Origin of the sequence: Anaerobium acetethylicum (assembly GCF_900096945.1) — a bacterium.
GTDB lineage: Bacteria > Bacillota > Clostridia > Lachnospirales > Lachnospiraceae > Anaerobium > Anaerobium acetethylicum.
On the sequence record NZ_FMKA01000033.1, the window covers coordinates 1 to 18,007 of the forward strand.

Consider the following 18,007-nt stretch of genomic DNA (forward strand, 5'->3'; position numbering starts at 1 on the left):
ATCGTGATGATGAATACTTCTTCCTTAAACTGTTTGATATCAGCAGGAAGACTTATGTCAGAAATCCTTTATCCCACAAAATTTGTGATTGAGCCAAAATATTGACCAACCAGAACCCTTAATTCATGAGAGCGGTTTTTAGAAATATTTTCAAGTTCCTTCTTTTCATGCTCTATCAAATATGACCTTGACTCATCTTTATAATCTTCTTCAATTGCATCGTATGTTTCAAAGTAAACGTTCTGAATTTTAGCCTTTGAAATATCTTTCCAGTCAATCAATATGTTACCCCCTGGTCTATTAATGATCCACTACGGATAAAATTGTTTAAGTTCCTCTATGATTCCGATTCCAGTTTATCTGCATCTGTAGCATACAGTTATAATCAGCAACAGACTGTATCCATTTCTTTCGCGTCTTTCAATAAAAAGCCACACTACCTTTTTACTATTTAATAAACATCACTACCGCAACAACCAAAACACCCGCTAATATAACACCACCCCAGATATTCAACAATCTAATCCCCTTATTTATTGTCTCCAGCTGCTGAACCTGATTGTTACTTATAGTTTTCTCTGCTTCAGTAATAAACATTTTGATTTCATTTCCGATGTTTTTTGAATTCGTATCCAATTGCTCTCTTATACTTAATTCCATATCTCGAAAACTATTCTTTAAAAAAAATTCATTTTCCTTGATATGCTTTTCCTGCTCAGTACACAGATTAGTCGTATTCATCAATATATTCCGTGTTTCAACTTCCGTGTTTTCCTGCCGGCCAGCTATTTCAGCACTTTTTTCAAGAAAGTCTTTTTCAATCTGATTGAATCGTTCCATTGTAGCCTCAGTCATCTGATCCAGTTTGTTATAAACGTCCTTAACGCCGTGTAAAGATTCCGCAGCATTTCCAAACCTGACAATACTTTCATTCAAGTCATCCACATTTACCATATTTCTAAGTCCCTCCCACTTTTTACAATGCTACTTAACGCACTATCCAATATATACTGAATACTGTAATTGTCCTGCATCCCTTTATAAAGCATAGTACTGCTGTGATCGTATTCAATGTTGTTAATTACCGTTTCACTGAATATTTCTTTCTGTTCTTCATCTAGCAGATCATCTGCTAATGGTAATATTTTTCCAATTAATTCATATTTCTCATCTTCCGAGAAGGTACTTATATCATGAAGAGCACTTACTAATCTTTCCCTGCCGTCACCATCTTCAAAATCACCATTAGCAAGACGCAAAAATCCACTGATAAAATTTAATCCGATATTGTTCTTGTAACTTTCTAAAAAACGGCTCAGACTCATGATCATATTTTCAATACCATTTTCTTTAATCACCTGGATATTAAGTACTTCGAACCAATTTACAAAATTCTTTTGGTCATCAGAGATTTTTTCAAACGCAGCCGTGACATCATTGAAACTGAAGAAGGCCTCTATATTTCTCTTGAATTTATCAGCATCTTCTTTCTTGAATTTGTCACATTGCTCCATTATGTGTTTTAAAGCTTCCCTTCTGGAATAAATGACATTATTGTAATACCATTTCCAGTATATCGAAAATGCTCTGACAGCGGCGGAATCTTCGCCTCCCCATTCCTGTATGTATTGCTTATATTCGTTACGCCTGCAATTTTTATCCAATGAAAAAAGTGCATCATAATTCCTTATATAGCTAACCAATTTTTCACTTATGGATTCTTCTGAATAATCACAAAAATCGACTATTATTTTTGCTGAATTGTCTCTGTATCCGGACACTGTCCAATCATCAATTATTCCAATAATACTCAAATGATAAATTGTTTTTTCTAAATTTGCATATGTGAACGAATGTTCCGGTTTATATCTCCTAATATTATTTACTTGTATGACTACGCCCTTTTCCCCTGGCACCGCAAAGTTTTCATAGATTACTCGTGCTAATTCCATATCTTCATCATAGGAATTCAGGCCTGAAGTCAGAAGCATAAACTGTTTAAAAATATCTTTACCTGTCCATTCATTGTATGCGCCATTGTTATTGTCATATGGTGGGCACACTGTATTCTGTATCTCTTTCAAACGGTTTACATCCGTTTCGACAGCAAACATTTCTCTTAGCCATTCAATATTATCATACAGCTCAGGTTCATATATAACAGTACATTGCGCCTTCTCCCTGTCCCTTCCTGCTCGTCCTGCTTCCTGGTAAAGCGCCTCCAGGGAACTTGGAATTCCATAATGGATTGTATATCTGATATTAGGTTTGTCAATTCCCATACCAAATGCCTTTGTCGCAACTAGCAACGTGAATTCATTCTTTTTAAAGCCTTTTTGCGTTTTGTTTTTTATTCCTGTAAAGAGCTCATCTGAATAATGTTTTATTTTTTTCGGCTTCTCTCCGGAATACCATTTAACGTCAGCTTCTAAATATTTGCTAAGGTCTGCGCTTAACTCATAACAACCATTTTTCCCATTTTTATATGGAGTGAAGATAATACCACACCTTGCCTTCTTGTTGTTTCCTTTAAATATATCGGGGAAATGTCTTCGATATGTTGAAAGCCGTTGATACAGCAGGGCACGTGGTGCTTCTCCAGAATTGCATATTTCAATCTCAAACGACAACTCATCTCTTGTATACTTGCCCGTAGTTATGACATCTGACCTGTCTGTCATTTCAAATTCAACCATAATATTCTTCAACGTGTTAACGGAAGCTGTTGCTGTGAGTCCCAGAATTGTCGCTGTGGGGCTGTACTTCATGATTGTCTTTACCAGATTCAAGTAGGATGTCCTAAAGCTATGTCCCCATTCCGACAAACAATGCACTTCATCAATAACGGCCATTCCTATATGCAGATTTCGCTCCCTATTAAGCTGGTCAAGATATTCTCTGAACTTAGCATCCTGAAACCTCTCAGGAGAAACAAACACCCAATGATACTTCCCACGCGAAAACTCATATTGAATCCTCTGCTTTTCCTCAGGAGACAAATCCGATGTAATAAAGTTCGTCCGATTAATATGCCGTTCATTCAGATTATCTACCTGGTCGTACATCAATGCCTTAATGGGGCATACGCAAAAGCTGATACATGGCTGTAGCAATGCTGCCATCTGATAGCACAATGATTTACCGCTGCCCGTAGGAAGCAACCCTATTGTATTTCTCAAGCTCAAAGCATGCGCTATTATTCTAGCCTGCCCGGAATTAAATGCATCAAATCCAAATAGATTCTTCAACAAAAATAGTAATTCCTTTGGGGTTTCAAATGACGTTTTTTCTCCAAAATCTTTTCTTTCGCTGTCATTAATAGGATAGTGAATTGGATCATCAGTTGAAACCGTAAAATAATTTTCATCCTGAAAATAGGCGTTTCTTACAAAGATGATATCTCTGTTTTTTAAATGCTCATCAGTCCAGGTCTTTAAAATACTGAAATCGATTTTTACAGACTCCCTCAACGTGCAGTCAAACTCATCTTCTTTCCCAATTACTGTAAGGTTAACCCTTGGTATTTCCAAATTTATATTTCTTAAACCCAGAAGATTTTCCATCCAGATTAGCAGGTCATTGATGGCTATCTCTTCAATTCCAGAAATTTCATTCTCTCTGACTTGGATATTCCATACTTTTTCGCCCATTTTCAATCTTCCGCTTAGTATCAATTCTAAGATTGTGACTTGAAACCGCATTACGGCGACTGCATTAAGTACTCTTTGTGCTGTCTCATTCTGATAATTTACTTTTTGCTGCACATAACCATCCAAGACTTCATGATGTTTATCAAAATGATTTTCAATTGCCGACAATTTATTTTGAAGGGCTTTTGTATTGTTATCGATTGCGGATGCGGGGATTCTGATAACCTCAATGCCATGTTCTCTCAGATATAGATCTCTTTCTTTGTCTTTAAGCGTGTCCAGTTTTCCCGAATGCTGTGCTCCATCCACTTCGATTATCAATTTTACTGTGGGTATATAGAAATCAACCTGCTGATTTAAGTATTCTGCATTATAAATGCCCACGATATCATTTATATATGCTTCCGGCATAATCAGCTGTTTTAGGAATGCATATTTCTCTCCAAACTTCTCCGGAAGATATTTATCAAACAATATTTTTGCTGGAAACCGATTCGTTTCGTCATAACCCTTTATTGTCGTATTCCAATATTGGCCCTCTTCTGAGACTAATAATATTTTATTCTCAATTTTGATAAGATCCCCATTTGATCCTAATTTTTCGGATAAGTAACAAGAAAATTGCGTGGGCAAGCCACGCATGATAATGTTTTTCAGAACACAAACAGACGGATAATAGATATCCCTCTGTTCGTTATTAGTTTTTAAATTTTGTATTACAAAATTATTGTCTGCGTTCGCATAATTAGCGCTGTATGCGCGGACTCCTTTATAGAATGTATGCATAATTGGTTCCCCCTTGTTATCTACCATGTAACCATTGTATTACTGATATAATAACCCAACTTTTATCTTCTTTTTACATCAAATAATCTTTACTCACCCTCAACACCTTAAACACAGCATCCTCAGGCGTCCGATGGAACATCGAGTAAAACTTTCCTATCAGCTACCCTGTCCGTAATCGAATAATATATCTTTCCATCTGCCATAAATGTATTTTCATACAAATCCTCAGCAACTATCGGAACCGCAATATCACGAATATCACTACCCAAATTCAATTTCAAAGGTGCATCATTATCATTCAGAAAAGAGATTCTAAATTCATTCTGATAATCATAATTTTCCGGTTTAAGGAATGGATTCCACTCCACAAGTCCTGACATCTCCTCCTCGGGTTTATAAGTAACAAATCCCATTTTGGCATCTCTAACTTGAACTTCCAGTCTCAACGCATTTTCTACACGCTTAAAAAATTCTTGTCTGTTGAGTATTATAACGGCATACTGACCGAACTCTTGTTGCATTCTCTCAGAAAAGGGAGAGATTCTATTCTTCTCACTACTTACAAACATCGAATAGAAACTTATTATTTTTCGATTTCTATTTTCAGAAAAGGAATAGTCAGCTACCAGCAAACCCGGATATTTGTCCGGCATGTTTGTATAATCTCTGAATACCATGAATGCTTCACTATTACAAACTTCAATTTTCCCTGTAACCAATTTTTCTTCTGTTGGCTGAGCAATGATTGATTGCCCTTCAGTAAAATCACTCACTCCCACTGTATTTCCCATCATAAAGAAATCTGATTTATTAAAAAACAGCTTGCCATCCAAGAAATCAGTTTGGAATTCTGGTGTTGACATAAACTTTGCGATAGCATATCCATCATATTCATATGCATATGGTGGCAAACCAACATCTATCATTTCTTAATCTCCTTTATTTTCGCGGTAGTGTCAAATCTACTACCTATCTCTGAAAAGACAACTTCTTCCAATAAGTGATTTTGAAAGAGAATGTGCTTTAAATTTTATTAAATATCTTGAATAATGCATGTAAGCATCGCTAAATATATTTCTAGTTTCATTTCTCATATCTGATTTTGAAAGCATGTTTTCAGTCTTGAAATCCAGGCCATAAGAAATAATTGTTTTTTAACACTTATTCAATGGTACTTAAAATCACTTTTAACTTCTTAATCTCATCTTCTGTCAGAGTAGTTCCTTTACCCATTTTCTCATGTCCCGGAGACCAGTCACGCAAATCATATTTTGGTGATCCTCCATTCCAACTGATAAGGTTAATTTCCTTGCGCCAACCTTTTGCATTTTCCGAAAGTATTCCAACTTCTCTTATGATATCATATTTTATTTCGCTCATCAGATTTCTCCTTCATTTGTATTATTACTCTGTTCAAAATACCGCATGCATTATTATAATTTATTTCGTTTCCTTCCACAAACTGGACAACCACGTCCTTTATTTCGATTATGGATAGTGGCTTCCCATTCATGCCCACATTTCTGGCATTTCCACCAGACTTTCATATTACTGCCTGCCGTTATTTGATTAGAATCAAATTCTCCGTTTTTTGTTGGATGTAATTCTTGAGCAAGATGTGGATTATTGCTGGCCAATGAACCTCTTTTTCTGACTCGGTTTATTTTTGCTGATTCACTTTGCTTTTTTCTTCCACACTTTGGGCATCCGTATCCAAAATTCATATTCGCAATCCGCGCTTCCCATTCATAGCTACAGGCACTACATTTCCACCATACTTTTTTATCACTCCCAGCCAGTACCCTATTCGGTGATATATCTCCATTCTTGCTTGGATGCCATTGGCTTGCCACTTTGGGATTGGTAGTTGCCAAATCATTATACCCTACAAGCAATTTTTGGTTTGCACATATCGGACATCCACAACCCTTATTTCTATCCCGGACGCATGCCATCCAATGATGTCCTTTTTCACAAATCCACCAATATTTTCTGTTTGCATTTGCCGCAATATTTTCTGGTCTTACCTCTTTATTATTTTCATAATCCCACTGTTTTGCTATTTCCGGGTTGACAGTACATAAATCATTGACACCTTCTATCACCCTCTGTCCAGCACAAAAGGGACATCCAATTCCCGCGTTCCTATTTGCTATACGCGTTTTCCATTCATTCCCACATACTCGACATTTCCACCATGCTGCCCTCCCAGATGAAACAATCACATCCTTAGGTTCTAATTTTCCATTTAGAATAGGATGCCACTCCGATGCCAATTTTGGATTTTGCGAAGCCAAATCATTGAACCCCAACAATACCTTTTGATTGCTACAATAGGGGCACCCGTTCCCTCTATTCCGATCGCTTACCTTTGCTTGCCATTCATGTCCACATATTCCTAACCACCAATATTTTCTTCCTGAGCTACTAAATACCTGTTCTGGTACAATATCTTCATTTCTTGTAGGATGCCATTCTCTTGCTAGCGAAGGATTTACAACCAATAAGGATAACTCTTTTAATTGCATCTGAAGCATTTCGACTATTTTGTATCTGTCCTTTGCAATATCAATCTTAATATCCCATTTGTTATCTACTTGAGTTTTTAAATAGTCCAAAATAAAAACGATGGCTTTCTCCAATTCCAAATCGCTTATATTTTCCAAAATATACTGCACACAGAAATCATCCTCTATTCGCGGACAAAGTGGTTCCCTTATTCTAATCAGTTTAATTCCTTTATCTCTACATATTTCATTTTTATTAATGTCTTTTTGCTTACTTTCATGCCACTTTTGTCCATCGTATTCGATCCCGACATTGACTCCAGGCAAAAATATGTCTATTTCCATATTTTTCAGCCAGATACCATGATAATTCTCAATCACTTCATATGGTAACATTTTCATATAATAACATATGGCTTTTTCTGGAAATGACGTATGAAACTCTTTATCGCACACCGGGCATCCTTGACCATGAGATCTATTGCTGACTTTTGCCTGCCATTCATGTCCATTAGGACATTTCCACCATACTTTCTTATCGCTACCAGCCGTTACATCTGTTTGTTTCAATCCATCATTTTTTGATGGATGCCATTCCTTAGCTAAATCCGGCCTTTTCGATTGCAAATCATTATAACCCACTAAGACTTTTCTCCCAGTGCAGTAAGGACATCCTCTTGTTCTCCTGCTATCAACTGTTGCCTGCCACTCATGCCCACAGATTCCAAGCCACCACACCTTTTTACCAGAGCCAAATTTGACGTCACACGGTTTCAATTCCCCATTTCTAACATTATGCCACTCGCTTAACAATACTTCATTATTGGTCCTACACCATGTTTCAAAATCATTGATACCCTTGATAACTCTTCGTCCTGAACAGTATGGGCACTTGGTTCCTTTCAAAGCCCTAAAAGATAAGTATTCCTGCCACTCATGTCCACATTTTCCAAGCCACCACACCTTTTTGTTACTCCCAACCGTTACATCCGTCGGATGCAGTCCTTGGTTTTTTGATGGATGCCATTCTTTAGCTATCTCAGGCTTACGGCTTGCCAAATCGTTATATTCTGCAAGCACTTTCTTTCCGGCACAATAAGGGCACCCAGTTTTATATAAAGCTCTTTTACTTATGGATGTCTCCCATTCATGCCCTAGTTTACATTTCCACCAGACCTTTTTGTTTGAACCACTGGTATAGTCGGCAGGATTCAAATCTTGATTTTTTTCCCAATTCCATTCACTCATCAACTGGATATTATCTTTTAAGTACATAAAAACTTCCTTCTTTCGATAGCCGAAACGCTAAAATATTTCATCAGGAACTTATCTATACTCTTTTTTGATTCTTATTAAACTCCCTTGCCTTATTATTCTAGATATATTCATTCCAAGTATCGACAAACCATTTTACAAACTTTCCATAATATTCAGCAAATTCTGGTAGCTATCCACATCATGATACTTCACCTTTTCTGTTGAAATCTCATTGAACAGTTTCCTCGCACAAGATATCTTTGCCTTCTCTATCGGACGCAGATTAAGGCTTTCCATTGTTCCTTTCGTTTCTGCAATAAAATAAATGTGCTTAACCGTCCCTTCAAAAAATGCAATAGCCCAGTCAGGCGAGTAATTCCCGACTGGTGTAGGTATCGAAAATCCCTTTGGTAATTTAGCATAAACGCAGACTTCCTCCGCACCATCTAAAGCCTCAGCAAATTTTTTCTCCACACTTTTCTCCGCAGTTCCATCTGTAAACACATAATCCTGAATATGCTTTTTGGCCCTGAAAGCTTTATCCAGCGTTTGGGAATGTTTTTCCGCTGTGAAGATTGTGCTGTCATACTCCCCTTCGATCTGATCATAGGAGATATGCTCCACAATCATAGTTGCCTTCTGCTCTTTTATCAGTCTAATGACTTTTGTGATGAATTCCTCTGGATTATTCTTAAACATGGCAAATGTCTGCGGCTTCAATCCCTTGAGTATAGCTGCAACCGTTCTACGCGTCAAAATTGTGCCTTCTGCAACTTTACCTACGAGGTCGTATTTAATCTGGCTCGTTTCGGCATGCTTAAGCGTCTCTGTTCTGGTCCTTTCTCCGTAAAAACCATCACCATCTTTTATCAGATCTGCATTCAAGTTGTCTTTTTGCTCTGCATAGGTTGTCTTATATTGCAGCTGAGATACAAATAAATTCTCATCTATATGGTTTATGGATTTCGCTATCAGTTCATTACTGTCAAACTCCACGGTATATGCATATTTATGATTGATATACTTCCACAGTGTCTGGAACTGCTCTTTCGCAAAGTTCTCATTCAGATCATTGCTCGGTATCTTGGTTTCATTTCCGTTCTCAATCATATCAGCAAGAACCCTGTCATCAAAAATACTCTGGACCAGCATATGCACGCCATCCGCAATAGGAAGCAGCACTTCTGGTAATGGAGCCAGGCAATCATTCTCCATATCTGCATGATAGCCACTCGTTACGTTATCGTCCGAATCAATATAATCATTCTTCAGTAGATATCGATAAATTTCCTTCGCCTGCCTATCATCAATTTTAACCCTGTTTCCATCGACTTCAATGTGCTTACCAGCAAAATATTCGACTGTTGCCTTAGATGGCCTGTCATAAAGGACCTCTTTAATCTGCTTCTGCAGATCCCCAACAAACTGTTTGTAGCTTTCGCTTGCGATAACCGTGAGCTTGTTGATTTCATGGACTCTTTCCTTACCGCAGGTCTCTACATCCATCCTGTTACCATCCTGATTTACACAGATACGAAGACCTCGTCCAACTTCCTGTCTTTTCAATGTTGCGCTATCGCTGTGCTTCAACGTGCATATCTGAAAGACATTCGGATTATCCCATCCCTCACGCAATGCTGAATGTGAAAAAATAAAGCGCGTCGGTTCTTCAAAACTCAGCAGACGCTCCTTGTTCTTCAAAATCAGGTCATACGCTGATATATCGTCGCTATATTCAGTTCCTCTTTTCAGCTCGCTGTCAACAGATCGTCCTGTCTTTTTATCAATGCTGAAATATCCTTTGTGCGTATCTTCCACTTCAATCCTATTTAGATACTGCTGGTAGGGAGACTCAATAATGGACCTGTATTCATTGAGAATATTCGTATATTCTTCTTCGAATACCTCCCCATATTCCCCCAGTACCTCTTCGCTATTCTCATCATATTGCCTATACTTGGCAACCTCATCTATAAAGAAAAGGGATAGTGTCTTAATTCCCATATTAAACAGTTTTTCTTCTTTTTCAAAATGGGAAAGTATGGTTTCTCTGATCTGAATGCGGCGCATGTCCTTTTCTGAAATATCTCCAACAACTTCTCCTTTTGATATTGCTTCTCCATTGCTGAATGTTATTCTTCCATTTACTGGATCAATCTCAGACACAGCGTATCCTTTATACTGCTCCATTTCGTTAGAAATGTAGTATAAGTTATCGCCAACTCCCAGAATACGCGATTCTCTGTTGATTGATTTGTTGTATGAAATCTCAAGTTCAATTTTTGCCATAGGCGGCTTTTTCGAAGAAAGGATGATGCTGTCAAGATACAAATATTTATCCGTACCTCTGAAGTTTTTCACCTCAAAGCCTTTGACTTCTATTTTTTTAACCAATTTCGCATTGTATGCATCAAGGGCATCCAGGACGTGAACAAGGTTGTTCTTTTTGGCATGCGTTGCCGAATAGTTGATGCTGAACAGGGGATTAAAGTTCTTCAAGGCATTCTGAGTCGCCTCCCCGCCCATCTTCTGAGGTTCGTCCAGAATCAGAATCGGATTGTTCTTCATGATTACATCGATGGGCCTGCGGCTTCCAAAGGCATCTATCTTGTCATAGATTTTTCGCGCCTCTTTGCTCCTTCCGCCCTCTTTCATAGAAGTATTGAATGCCTGGATGTTGATAATCATAACGTTTATTCCGGCATCGCTTGAAAAGCTGTCCAGCTGATTAAGGTTGCTGCTGTTATAGATAAAGAAACGGGCTTTCTTTCCATAATGTTCCATGAAGTGATCCCGTGTTATTTCGAATGATTTATGTACGCCTTCCCTGATTGCAATGGATGGCACTACGACGATAAATTTGCTCCAGCCATAACGTTTATTCAACTCAAACATCGTTTTGATATATACATATGTTTTTCCGGTTCCCGTCTCCATTTCCACATCCAAAGAACAACGCCCCAGATGCTTGACCAATCCATCAGATAGCCTGATGTTATTTGCATTCTGTATCCCATGTATATTGTCGATTAATGCGTCATCCGTTAGATTTAAAGGTTCATTTCTGAATCCCATATCATCGCTATCATCCGGCAAATCCAGTTCCAGTTGTTCCGCAGCTAAAAACGACATCTGGGAATAAGTTTTCATCTCTTTTTTCCCCATATCCCGCACATAACTTACCCGGTCATGATACTGCTGTCCTTTAAAGACATTGACCACACTGTCAACAGCATCCGTCTGGTACTGCTGCACTTTAAATTTAAATTTCATATTACAGCACCTTCCTTACCGTAGTCGGACTATATGTCGCAAATATCTGGTCAAAGTTCGTTGCAACGCTGTCAGTTGCCATGCTGCTATCACGAAAAACAGCATAGTAAGGCTGTTTCTGAGCTATCGCTTTGACAACATCATCAGTCACATCATCATCGAAGCAGGCAATAAGAAATCCATCATCTACATCAAATACTTTTTTGTTATTGATTGTTGTTTCCATAATTTTACTTGAAAGCAATACTCCCAAATCAATCATAATTTGAAACAATAAATCTTCAGGAGTTCTATCTTTTTTAATGTTATCCATTACTGAATCGAATAGAGATGGTTCATACTCAGCCGGATTATAATATACATCCTTCATATTCGAACTATCTAACTTAAACGTTCGAAATCCTGTATCGATGTTTTTATTCTGCCCTTTTACTTTTTTCCCTGCTCGGCGAATGCGTTCTTTTCCTATTTCACAAATATTTACATATCCATTTCTTAATGCTTCTGATTTCTCTTCTGTTTTCTCCGGTAGCTGAACCATGATGTATTTACGTTTTCCGTTATCTTCAGAATTCAACTTCATAACAGCATGCGCTGTTGTAGCTGATCCCGAAAAAAAATCTAAAATAATTGAATCTTTTTGTGTACCCATTTTCAATAGATGTATTAGCAATTCAGTTGGTTTTGGATTCGAAAATAATTCTTGGATTTTAAACAATTCTATATTTGTCTCTTTATTTGCACTATCCGTAGAACCACATTCTAGTAAAAGATTTGGATTTGCCGAATATGTATCTTTGTCATCATAATCATATATTTTCAATTTAATTACTCCATTGTCATTGAGAAATCTATTTCGTTTTTCCAAATCTCTTGCTGTTTTTTCCCCTATTTGCCACCGCTTCCCGTCACGTGGCGTTACTCCTAATATTGGAAACTTCATTGAAGCTCTTGCATAATCACCAGCATCTTTCTTTTCGATAATTGCTGTTCTGTAGTTGCCATTCGAATCAGAAAATGGGTATTTACGTAACTCAGTTGAAGTTACTCTTCTATTAAGGCACAATTCCGATGTTTTTCCATAACATAACTGATAATCAACTTGCGGACTTACCAATGCATTTAAAACATTGGTTGAAGTACTTTTCTTTTTCCACAAAAAGCAACCAATAAAATTCGATTCACCGAAAATCTCATCTGCAATTTTTCTCAAATTATGAACTTCATTATCATCTATTGAAATAAAAATCACGCCATCAACAGTCAATAAATCTTTGGCTAATCTAAGTCTTGGATACAGCATATTAAGCCAATCCGTATGAAATCTACCGTTGCTCTCAGTATTTTGAAACAATCTATTACCATTCTCATCATACTGTCCACTATTTATTATATATTCATCTGCTGATATTGCAAAATTATCCTCATAAACAAAATCATTCCCTGTATTATATGGCGGATCAATATAAATCATTTTTATTTTTCCCAAATAAGTTTCCTTTAAAAGTTTTAATACATCTAGATTATCCCCCTCAATATAAAGATTCTCTGTATTATCAAAATCAACACTTTCCTCTCTACATGGACGAAGCGTTTTTGCAATTGGCGCATTGGCCAAAAGAATTGATTTCCTTTTATCTGGCCACGTAAACTGATAACGTTCTTCCTTTCCTTCAACAATAAAATCAGACAATTCCTGTCTTAATATGTCGAAATCAATCGCATATTCAACCTTCCCATTTTTTATTACTTCCGTTATCGTATTAGGAAACAATTTCCCAATGCTTTCAATATTTCCATCAACTTCATTTATGCTGTGCATTTTCAATTTATCCATTACTTTAATCCTCCGCAATATCATCCAGAAACTGATCTAACAAATAAGTCCAATATTGTTCCTCTATGGTTAGATCGAATATCTTTAATATTTTATTTTTTAATTCAATAATACTTGCTTTGCAATTCGCTGTTCCATTTAGTACTGCACCCATTTTTCTAGTATCTACAGAACATTCATGATATTTAGGGTTGCCAAAATCAAAATCTGGTGTATAAATATTTGTATAATCGCTTTGAACAACCCATGCTGCCCCCATCTCATTTAAACAGGCTGGACTCTCTAAATATGTGTTGGACCATAGAATAATCATAAACATATTTCTATCGATATTATTTCGAAGGTATTCGTATATATCTGTATCCAATGGTATTTTATGTAAAGGATGTGATGTATAAATCAACTGATCATTCCTAACACCTAACCCACATATAAGTTTTTCGATGGCATTTCCATATTTAATATCATCTGATTTATGACTCAGAAAAATTTTGGGTATCGTATTCTTAATATCAATATTCGGCTCCGACTGCTCATCTTGAAAATGATAATTTTCTAACTCTTTTTGAAATTCGTCAATTAGTTTGAAATTTCTAGCATGTTCCTCTTTACTAAAGACATATTTGTTAGTATTTATTTTTGAGATGTTTTTTTGATACCAGTTGAATATTTCACCAACAGTATATTTTATAATCTCCAAATCTTTTTCTTCAATTCCCTTTTTTAAACCATCTAAAAAATTAACAATATTCCCCTCTGAAGTATATTTAGTAATCACATCTCTTATACCATTATATTCCACCTGTAAATGTTTGTATAAATCCATCATAGTTCCTCCATCTTTGCTTTATAGGCCTTTATTCTCTGAAACATTTCGAATTTCCGCTTAGGCTGTTTTTCATTTCTAGCCTGTTTTTCAAGAACATCTATCTGTTTCCGCAGTTTATCTTTTTCCCCATCAATCTCAATCTGTCTGTTAAGCGTATTACCTTCTTCTATCCTGATGCCTCCTATTTGGACCACTATATTTTCCCATACGCTGTCCAAATCCAAGCCATGCAATTTGATTTCAAAGGCCTCTTTTCCCAGCCATTCCGTCCTCAGGACCTTTGTCTGATAAGCAACCAACCTATACTTATCCTCATATTCCATTACCAGCAGCATATACTGTCCGAACAGCTTTGCAATCAGCGCAAGATTCCGCTCATCCACTTTTTCGCTCTTTACATTAACAAGCACGACAAAAATGGCTTTCACTTTTTCCCCTTCATTGATGTTCACTGATATAGGAGAAATTTCATTCATAATGGTGATACGGCTGATATCCGTATCGAAGCTTTTTCTTCGATCATCGCTCAGCTCTTTTTCGAATTTGCTGTAAATAACTTTTTTATATATCGTTTTTTTTATCTCCGTCGATTCCGGTAATCCTAGCATCGTCCATCCCTCACTTTACGACTATGAAGCATATAAGTTCAAAATCATCAAGTCCTGTTATATTGTTTGACAGGAAGCTGATCTGTTTTCCGCTTAGAAAACTATCTATATCGCTTTCTTCCTTCACATTGATAATAGAAGTAATTGCCTCTCCCAACAGTTCCGAATACTGCCTCATATTGCTTCCATCCCGAGTCTCTTTGTTGAATGCCGCGTACAACTCCCTGACCGGCTCCTTTTTCCCTCTGCATAAGTAACGCAATTTATCCAGCATTTCTTTTGGCGACAGATGGTCCACTACCACTTCACCATCCTCTGTTATATACACCATATAGAAAGGATGCAGGCGGTTCTGATTATCAATATTAATCCCGTCCTTTATATTTTTGAGTATATAAATCACACCCGGCGGAGATTCCAAACTTGCCGGCACGACTGCATGCATGCCGAATGGCGCACGCTCCACATCATGGTGCTCCTTTATATATTCGAGCAGATCTAGCCGGAACTCATTCAGTCCAAGATCCATAATCGATATTCCAGATGACATATCCTCTATGTCGACGACTTCTTCCTGGAGCCTCTTCAACTGCTGCTTTCGATATTCAAGATCGCCCTTTTCTTCGGCATTTACCAGGTCATCATCACCCGTAGAAGTCATGACCGAAATCCTCATCCTCGTTTCCACTCTTGCCTTCAGATTGATGTATTCATCCAGGGTCAGGTCGGGCCAGAAGTTCACTAACTGTATGGTCTTATTCCTGCTTCCGATACGGTCTATTCGTCCGAATCTCTGAATAATTCGTACCGGATTCCAATGTATGTCGTAGTTTATCAGATAATCGCAGTCCTGCAGATTCTGTCCTTCTGATATACAGTCTGTTGCAATTAGGATGTCTATTTCCGCTTTACTGCCCGGCATCAGCAGGTCTTTGTCCTTCGATATAGGCGAAAAACAGGTAAGCACTGTGTTAAGGTCGCATCTGAGGTTCTTGATTGTGCTTCTTCCATCGACTGCTCCCGTTATCATCGCAGTATCAAGGCCATACTTATCTTTTATTGATTTGCTCATATTTTCATAGAGATAATATGCCGTATCCGCAAATGCCGTAAATATAATCACCTTTTTATTGTTGTCATTGATTGGATGCTCTATTTTATATGACACGATATCAATTAACTGCTGTAGTTTATAATCATATTCAGGAGTGATGTCGCTTACCATTTCCGTAAGGATATCCAGTATTTCTCTATCTTTTTCCAGGTCATACTGCCATGATGCATAGTCCATATCCGCCAGGTTTATCTTGATCTTTCTTCCTACTGAAAACAGATCCATATTCTGATCGTCAAAATCGAATTCCTCGCTGTCATAAATGTTTTCCACATCAATATCAGCAGACTTGCTCGACTTATAGCATTCAATTTCGCCAATTGTCTTCGACACATAATCTCGAATTCTTGAAAGCGTGAGATTAAAGGAATACACAGAACTTTCCATACGTTTCATAAGATTAATACTCATTAAACGACGGATTCCCTGCTCTCGTCCTGTCTGTGAAAGTCCCGATCCTTTTATATTCATTGAATCTTTGTACCTTTCCAACCGGCTAGGCAGAATATAATTGGTCGGCGTGTAGATGCTCAGATTGAGCTGCATCAACTGCTCATAAATTTCATTATAATTAATGGCATTGTCAAGCGAAGTCAGTTTCGGTCTTACCGAAACCGGCTTTTCCCTTTCTGGAAACTTTCCGATGTCAGCAGTATCATAATACTTCTCAATATGCTTTCTGGATCGTGCAATCGTAACGCTGTCCAGCACTTCAAAGAAATCAAAGTCCAGCATACGCAGCAGCCTGTCGGTGGTCCTGTTCTCCGGTTCCAGCTTGCTCCATGCATTAAATGCTCCCTGTGCATGTTTGAATATCTCATTGATAGGACGTTTCGTGTTCAGACGTTCATCAAGGATTCCGCTGTCTCCTTCATATGCCAATGCCAGCTGATTCCTCAGATCATTGAACCGGTTGTTCACCGGCGTAGCCGAAAGCATCAGCACTTTCGTTTTTACTCCTGCCCGTATGACTTTATTCAGAAGCCTAAGATAGCGGTTTTCTTTGTCCTTGAATTCCCCTGACAGCTCTCCTCCATTGCGGAAGTTATGAGATTCATCGATTACCACCAGGTCGTAATTCCCCCAGTTCAGCCTTCCAAGATCTAATCCATTTGATTTACCATATTCACGTGACAAATCCGTATGGTACAGGATATCATAGTTCAATCGATCTGCGGCAATCGGATTATTTACATAATTGTCCTTGTATGTATTCCAGTTGTCATTGAGCTTTTTCGGGCATAAAACAAGTACCGATTTATTCCTGTTCTCATAATATTTAATGACCGCCAACGCTGTAAATGTCTTTCCCAGCCCCACGCTGTCAGCAAGGATACATCCATTGAACTGCTCAAGTTTATTGATAATCGCCAGTACTGCATCCTTCTGGAAATTATAAAGCATATTCCAAATCTTGCTCTCCTTAAAGCCATTGGCCTCGTTCGGAAGCACATCTTCATTAATGTCATCGAGGAATTCATGGAAGATATTATACAAAGTAATAAAATAAATAAAATCCGGTGAATTTTCCTTATAAGCCGTCGTGATATTATCAATTACTTCTTCCGTGACGTCCTGAAGTTTGTTCTTATCACTCCAGATTGAATCAAAAAGGGTAATATATGCATTCCCAAAAGGGGCTTCAAACTTATTCACGTAGTTATAGGTGTTGTTTCCTCGTTCGCACCCAATATCGACCGTAGTAAATCCACTTATCGGCATATATGCAGTCTTGTTTTCACCTGCCTCTACATTGATAAATCCAGCCATATTCTCATTGGTCACGTTGGATTTGAAAGTGACCTTCTTTTTGATCCATTCTGCGCATTCTTTGGCAATGGCCTTCTGTGTCAATTCATTCCGAAGCTTTACCTCAAATTCCGTTCCATGAAGGCTCATTTCCCTATTAATACGTGGTATATAGAACTCCCGCTTTTCTTTCTTGGCATTCTCTGTCACAAAAGTAGGCGATGTGAATATGAACCGCAACTCTTCTATATTATCCAACTGCTTCTTTAATTCTTTATATGCATAAATCGAAAAGCAAGCAGCCGCAATCGAAAGCCTGCTACCCTCTTTTATCTCTACCTGCAGATCATCTCTTACCAGTTTCGTAATGTTATCCAATATCTCTGGCATTATT

11 protein-coding genes are annotated in these 18,007 nt (G+C 37.7%); all 11 read right to left on the reverse strand.

Annotated elements, in window-relative coordinates; translation table 11 throughout:
- Positions 1-68: 68 nt before the first annotated feature.
- The 11 genes from BJR36_RS16515 to BJR36_RS16565 all read right to left on the reverse strand — a co-directional run bounded on the left by BJR36_RS16515 (position 69) and on the right by BJR36_RS16565 (position 18,003).
- On the reverse strand, positions 69-281 hold the full coding sequence (locus tag BJR36_RS16515; RefSeq protein ID WP_091236407.1) for a hypothetical protein: 213 nt from the start codon (positions 279-281) through the stop codon (positions 69-71).
- Between the two features lie 166 nt (positions 282-447).
- Positions 448-954, reverse strand: a complete 507-nt coding sequence (locus BJR36_RS16520; protein ID WP_091236409.1) for a hypothetical protein — start codon at positions 952-954, stop codon at positions 448-450.
- Positions 948-4,436, reverse strand: coding sequence for a RecQ family ATP-dependent DNA helicase (locus BJR36_RS16525; RefSeq protein ID WP_169823756.1), 3,489 nt, complete (start codon positions 4,434-4,436; stop codon positions 948-950). The genes BJR36_RS16520 and BJR36_RS16525 overlap by 7 nt, the downstream gene beginning before the upstream one ends.
- A gap of 122 nt (positions 4,437-4,558) precedes the next feature.
- Positions 4,559-5,365 (reverse strand): hypothetical protein, encoded by an 807-nt coding sequence (locus BJR36_RS16530; RefSeq protein ID WP_091236413.1) that lies wholly within the window; start codon positions 5,363-5,365, stop codon positions 4,559-4,561.
- 235 nt (positions 5,366-5,600) lie between these two features.
- The gene (locus tag BJR36_RS16535) at positions 5,601-5,819 is read right to left on the reverse strand and encodes a YdbC family protein (RefSeq protein WP_091236414.1); all 219 of its coding nucleotides are present in this window, start codon (positions 5,817-5,819) and stop codon (positions 5,601-5,603) included.
- Positions 5,820-5,872: 53 nt separating this feature from the next.
- A complete protein-coding gene (locus tag BJR36_RS16540; protein ID WP_091236416.1) occupies positions 5,873-8,221 on the reverse strand; it encodes a zinc-ribbon domain-containing protein in 2,349 nt (782 codons plus the stop codon).
- A gap of 135 nt (positions 8,222-8,356) precedes the next feature.
- Positions 8,357-11,476, reverse strand: coding sequence for a type III restriction-modification system endonuclease (locus BJR36_RS16545; RefSeq protein WP_091236418.1), 3,120 nt, complete (start codon positions 11,474-11,476; stop codon positions 8,357-8,359).
- Between the two features lies 1 nt (position 11,477).
- Entirely contained in the window at positions 11,478-13,313 is a 1,836-nt protein-coding gene (locus BJR36_RS16550; protein ID WP_169823757.1) for a site-specific DNA-methyltransferase, read from the reverse strand.
- 4 nt (positions 13,314-13,317) lie between these two features.
- The gene (locus tag BJR36_RS16555; protein WP_091236421.1) at positions 13,318-14,139 is read right to left on the reverse strand and encodes a toll/interleukin-1 receptor domain-containing protein; all 822 of its coding nucleotides are present in this window, start codon (positions 14,137-14,139) and stop codon (positions 13,318-13,320) included.
- Positions 14,139-14,750 carry a DUF4391 domain-containing protein gene (locus BJR36_RS16560; protein WP_091236422.1) on the reverse strand — a complete coding sequence of 204 codons (612 nt, stop codon included), beginning with the start codon at positions 14,748-14,750 and terminating at the stop codon, positions 14,139-14,141. The genes BJR36_RS16555 and BJR36_RS16560 overlap by 1 nt, the downstream gene beginning before the upstream one ends.
- A gap of 10 nt (positions 14,751-14,760) precedes the next feature.
- Complete coding sequence (locus BJR36_RS16565) at positions 14,761-18,003, reverse strand: helicase-related protein (RefSeq protein WP_091236424.1); 3,243 nt, start codon at positions 18,001-18,003, stop codon at positions 14,761-14,763.
- Between the last annotated feature and the right edge of the window lie 4 nt (positions 18,004-18,007).

Coding starts and splice junctions, on each gene's coding strand:
- BJR36_RS16520 (WP_091236409.1), bottom strand. CDS start 954: ATGGTAAATGTGGATGACTTGAATGAAAGTATTGTCAGGTTTGGAAAT.
- BJR36_RS16525 (WP_169823756.1), bottom strand. CDS start 4,436: ATGCATACATTCTATAAAGGAGTCCGCGCATACAGCGCTAATTATGCG.
- BJR36_RS16530 (WP_091236413.1), bottom strand. CDS start 5,365: ATGATAGATGTTGGTTTGCCACCATATGCATATGAATATGATGGATAT.
- BJR36_RS16535 (WP_091236414.1), bottom strand. CDS start 5,819: ATGAGCGAAATAAAATATGATATCATAAGAGAAGTTGGAATACTTTCG.
- BJR36_RS16540 (WP_091236416.1), bottom strand. CDS start 8,221: ATGTACTTAAAAGATAATATCCAGTTGATGAGTGAATGGAATTGGGAA.
- BJR36_RS16545 (WP_091236418.1), bottom strand. CDS start 11,476: ATGAAATTTAAATTTAAAGTGCAGCAGTACCAGACGGATGCTGTTGAC.
- BJR36_RS16550 (WP_169823757.1), bottom strand. CDS start 13,313: ATGGATAAATTGAAAATGCACAGCATAAATGAAGTTGATGGAAATATT.
- BJR36_RS16555 (WP_091236421.1), bottom strand. CDS start 14,139: ATGGATTTATACAAACATTTACAGGTGGAATATAATGGTATAAGAGAT.
- BJR36_RS16560 (WP_091236422.1), bottom strand. CDS start 14,750: ATGCTAGGATTACCGGAATCGACGGAGATAAAAAAAACGATATATAAA.
- BJR36_RS16565 (WP_091236424.1), bottom strand. CDS start 18,003: ATGCCAGAGATATTGGATAACATTACGAAACTGGTAAGAGATGATCTG.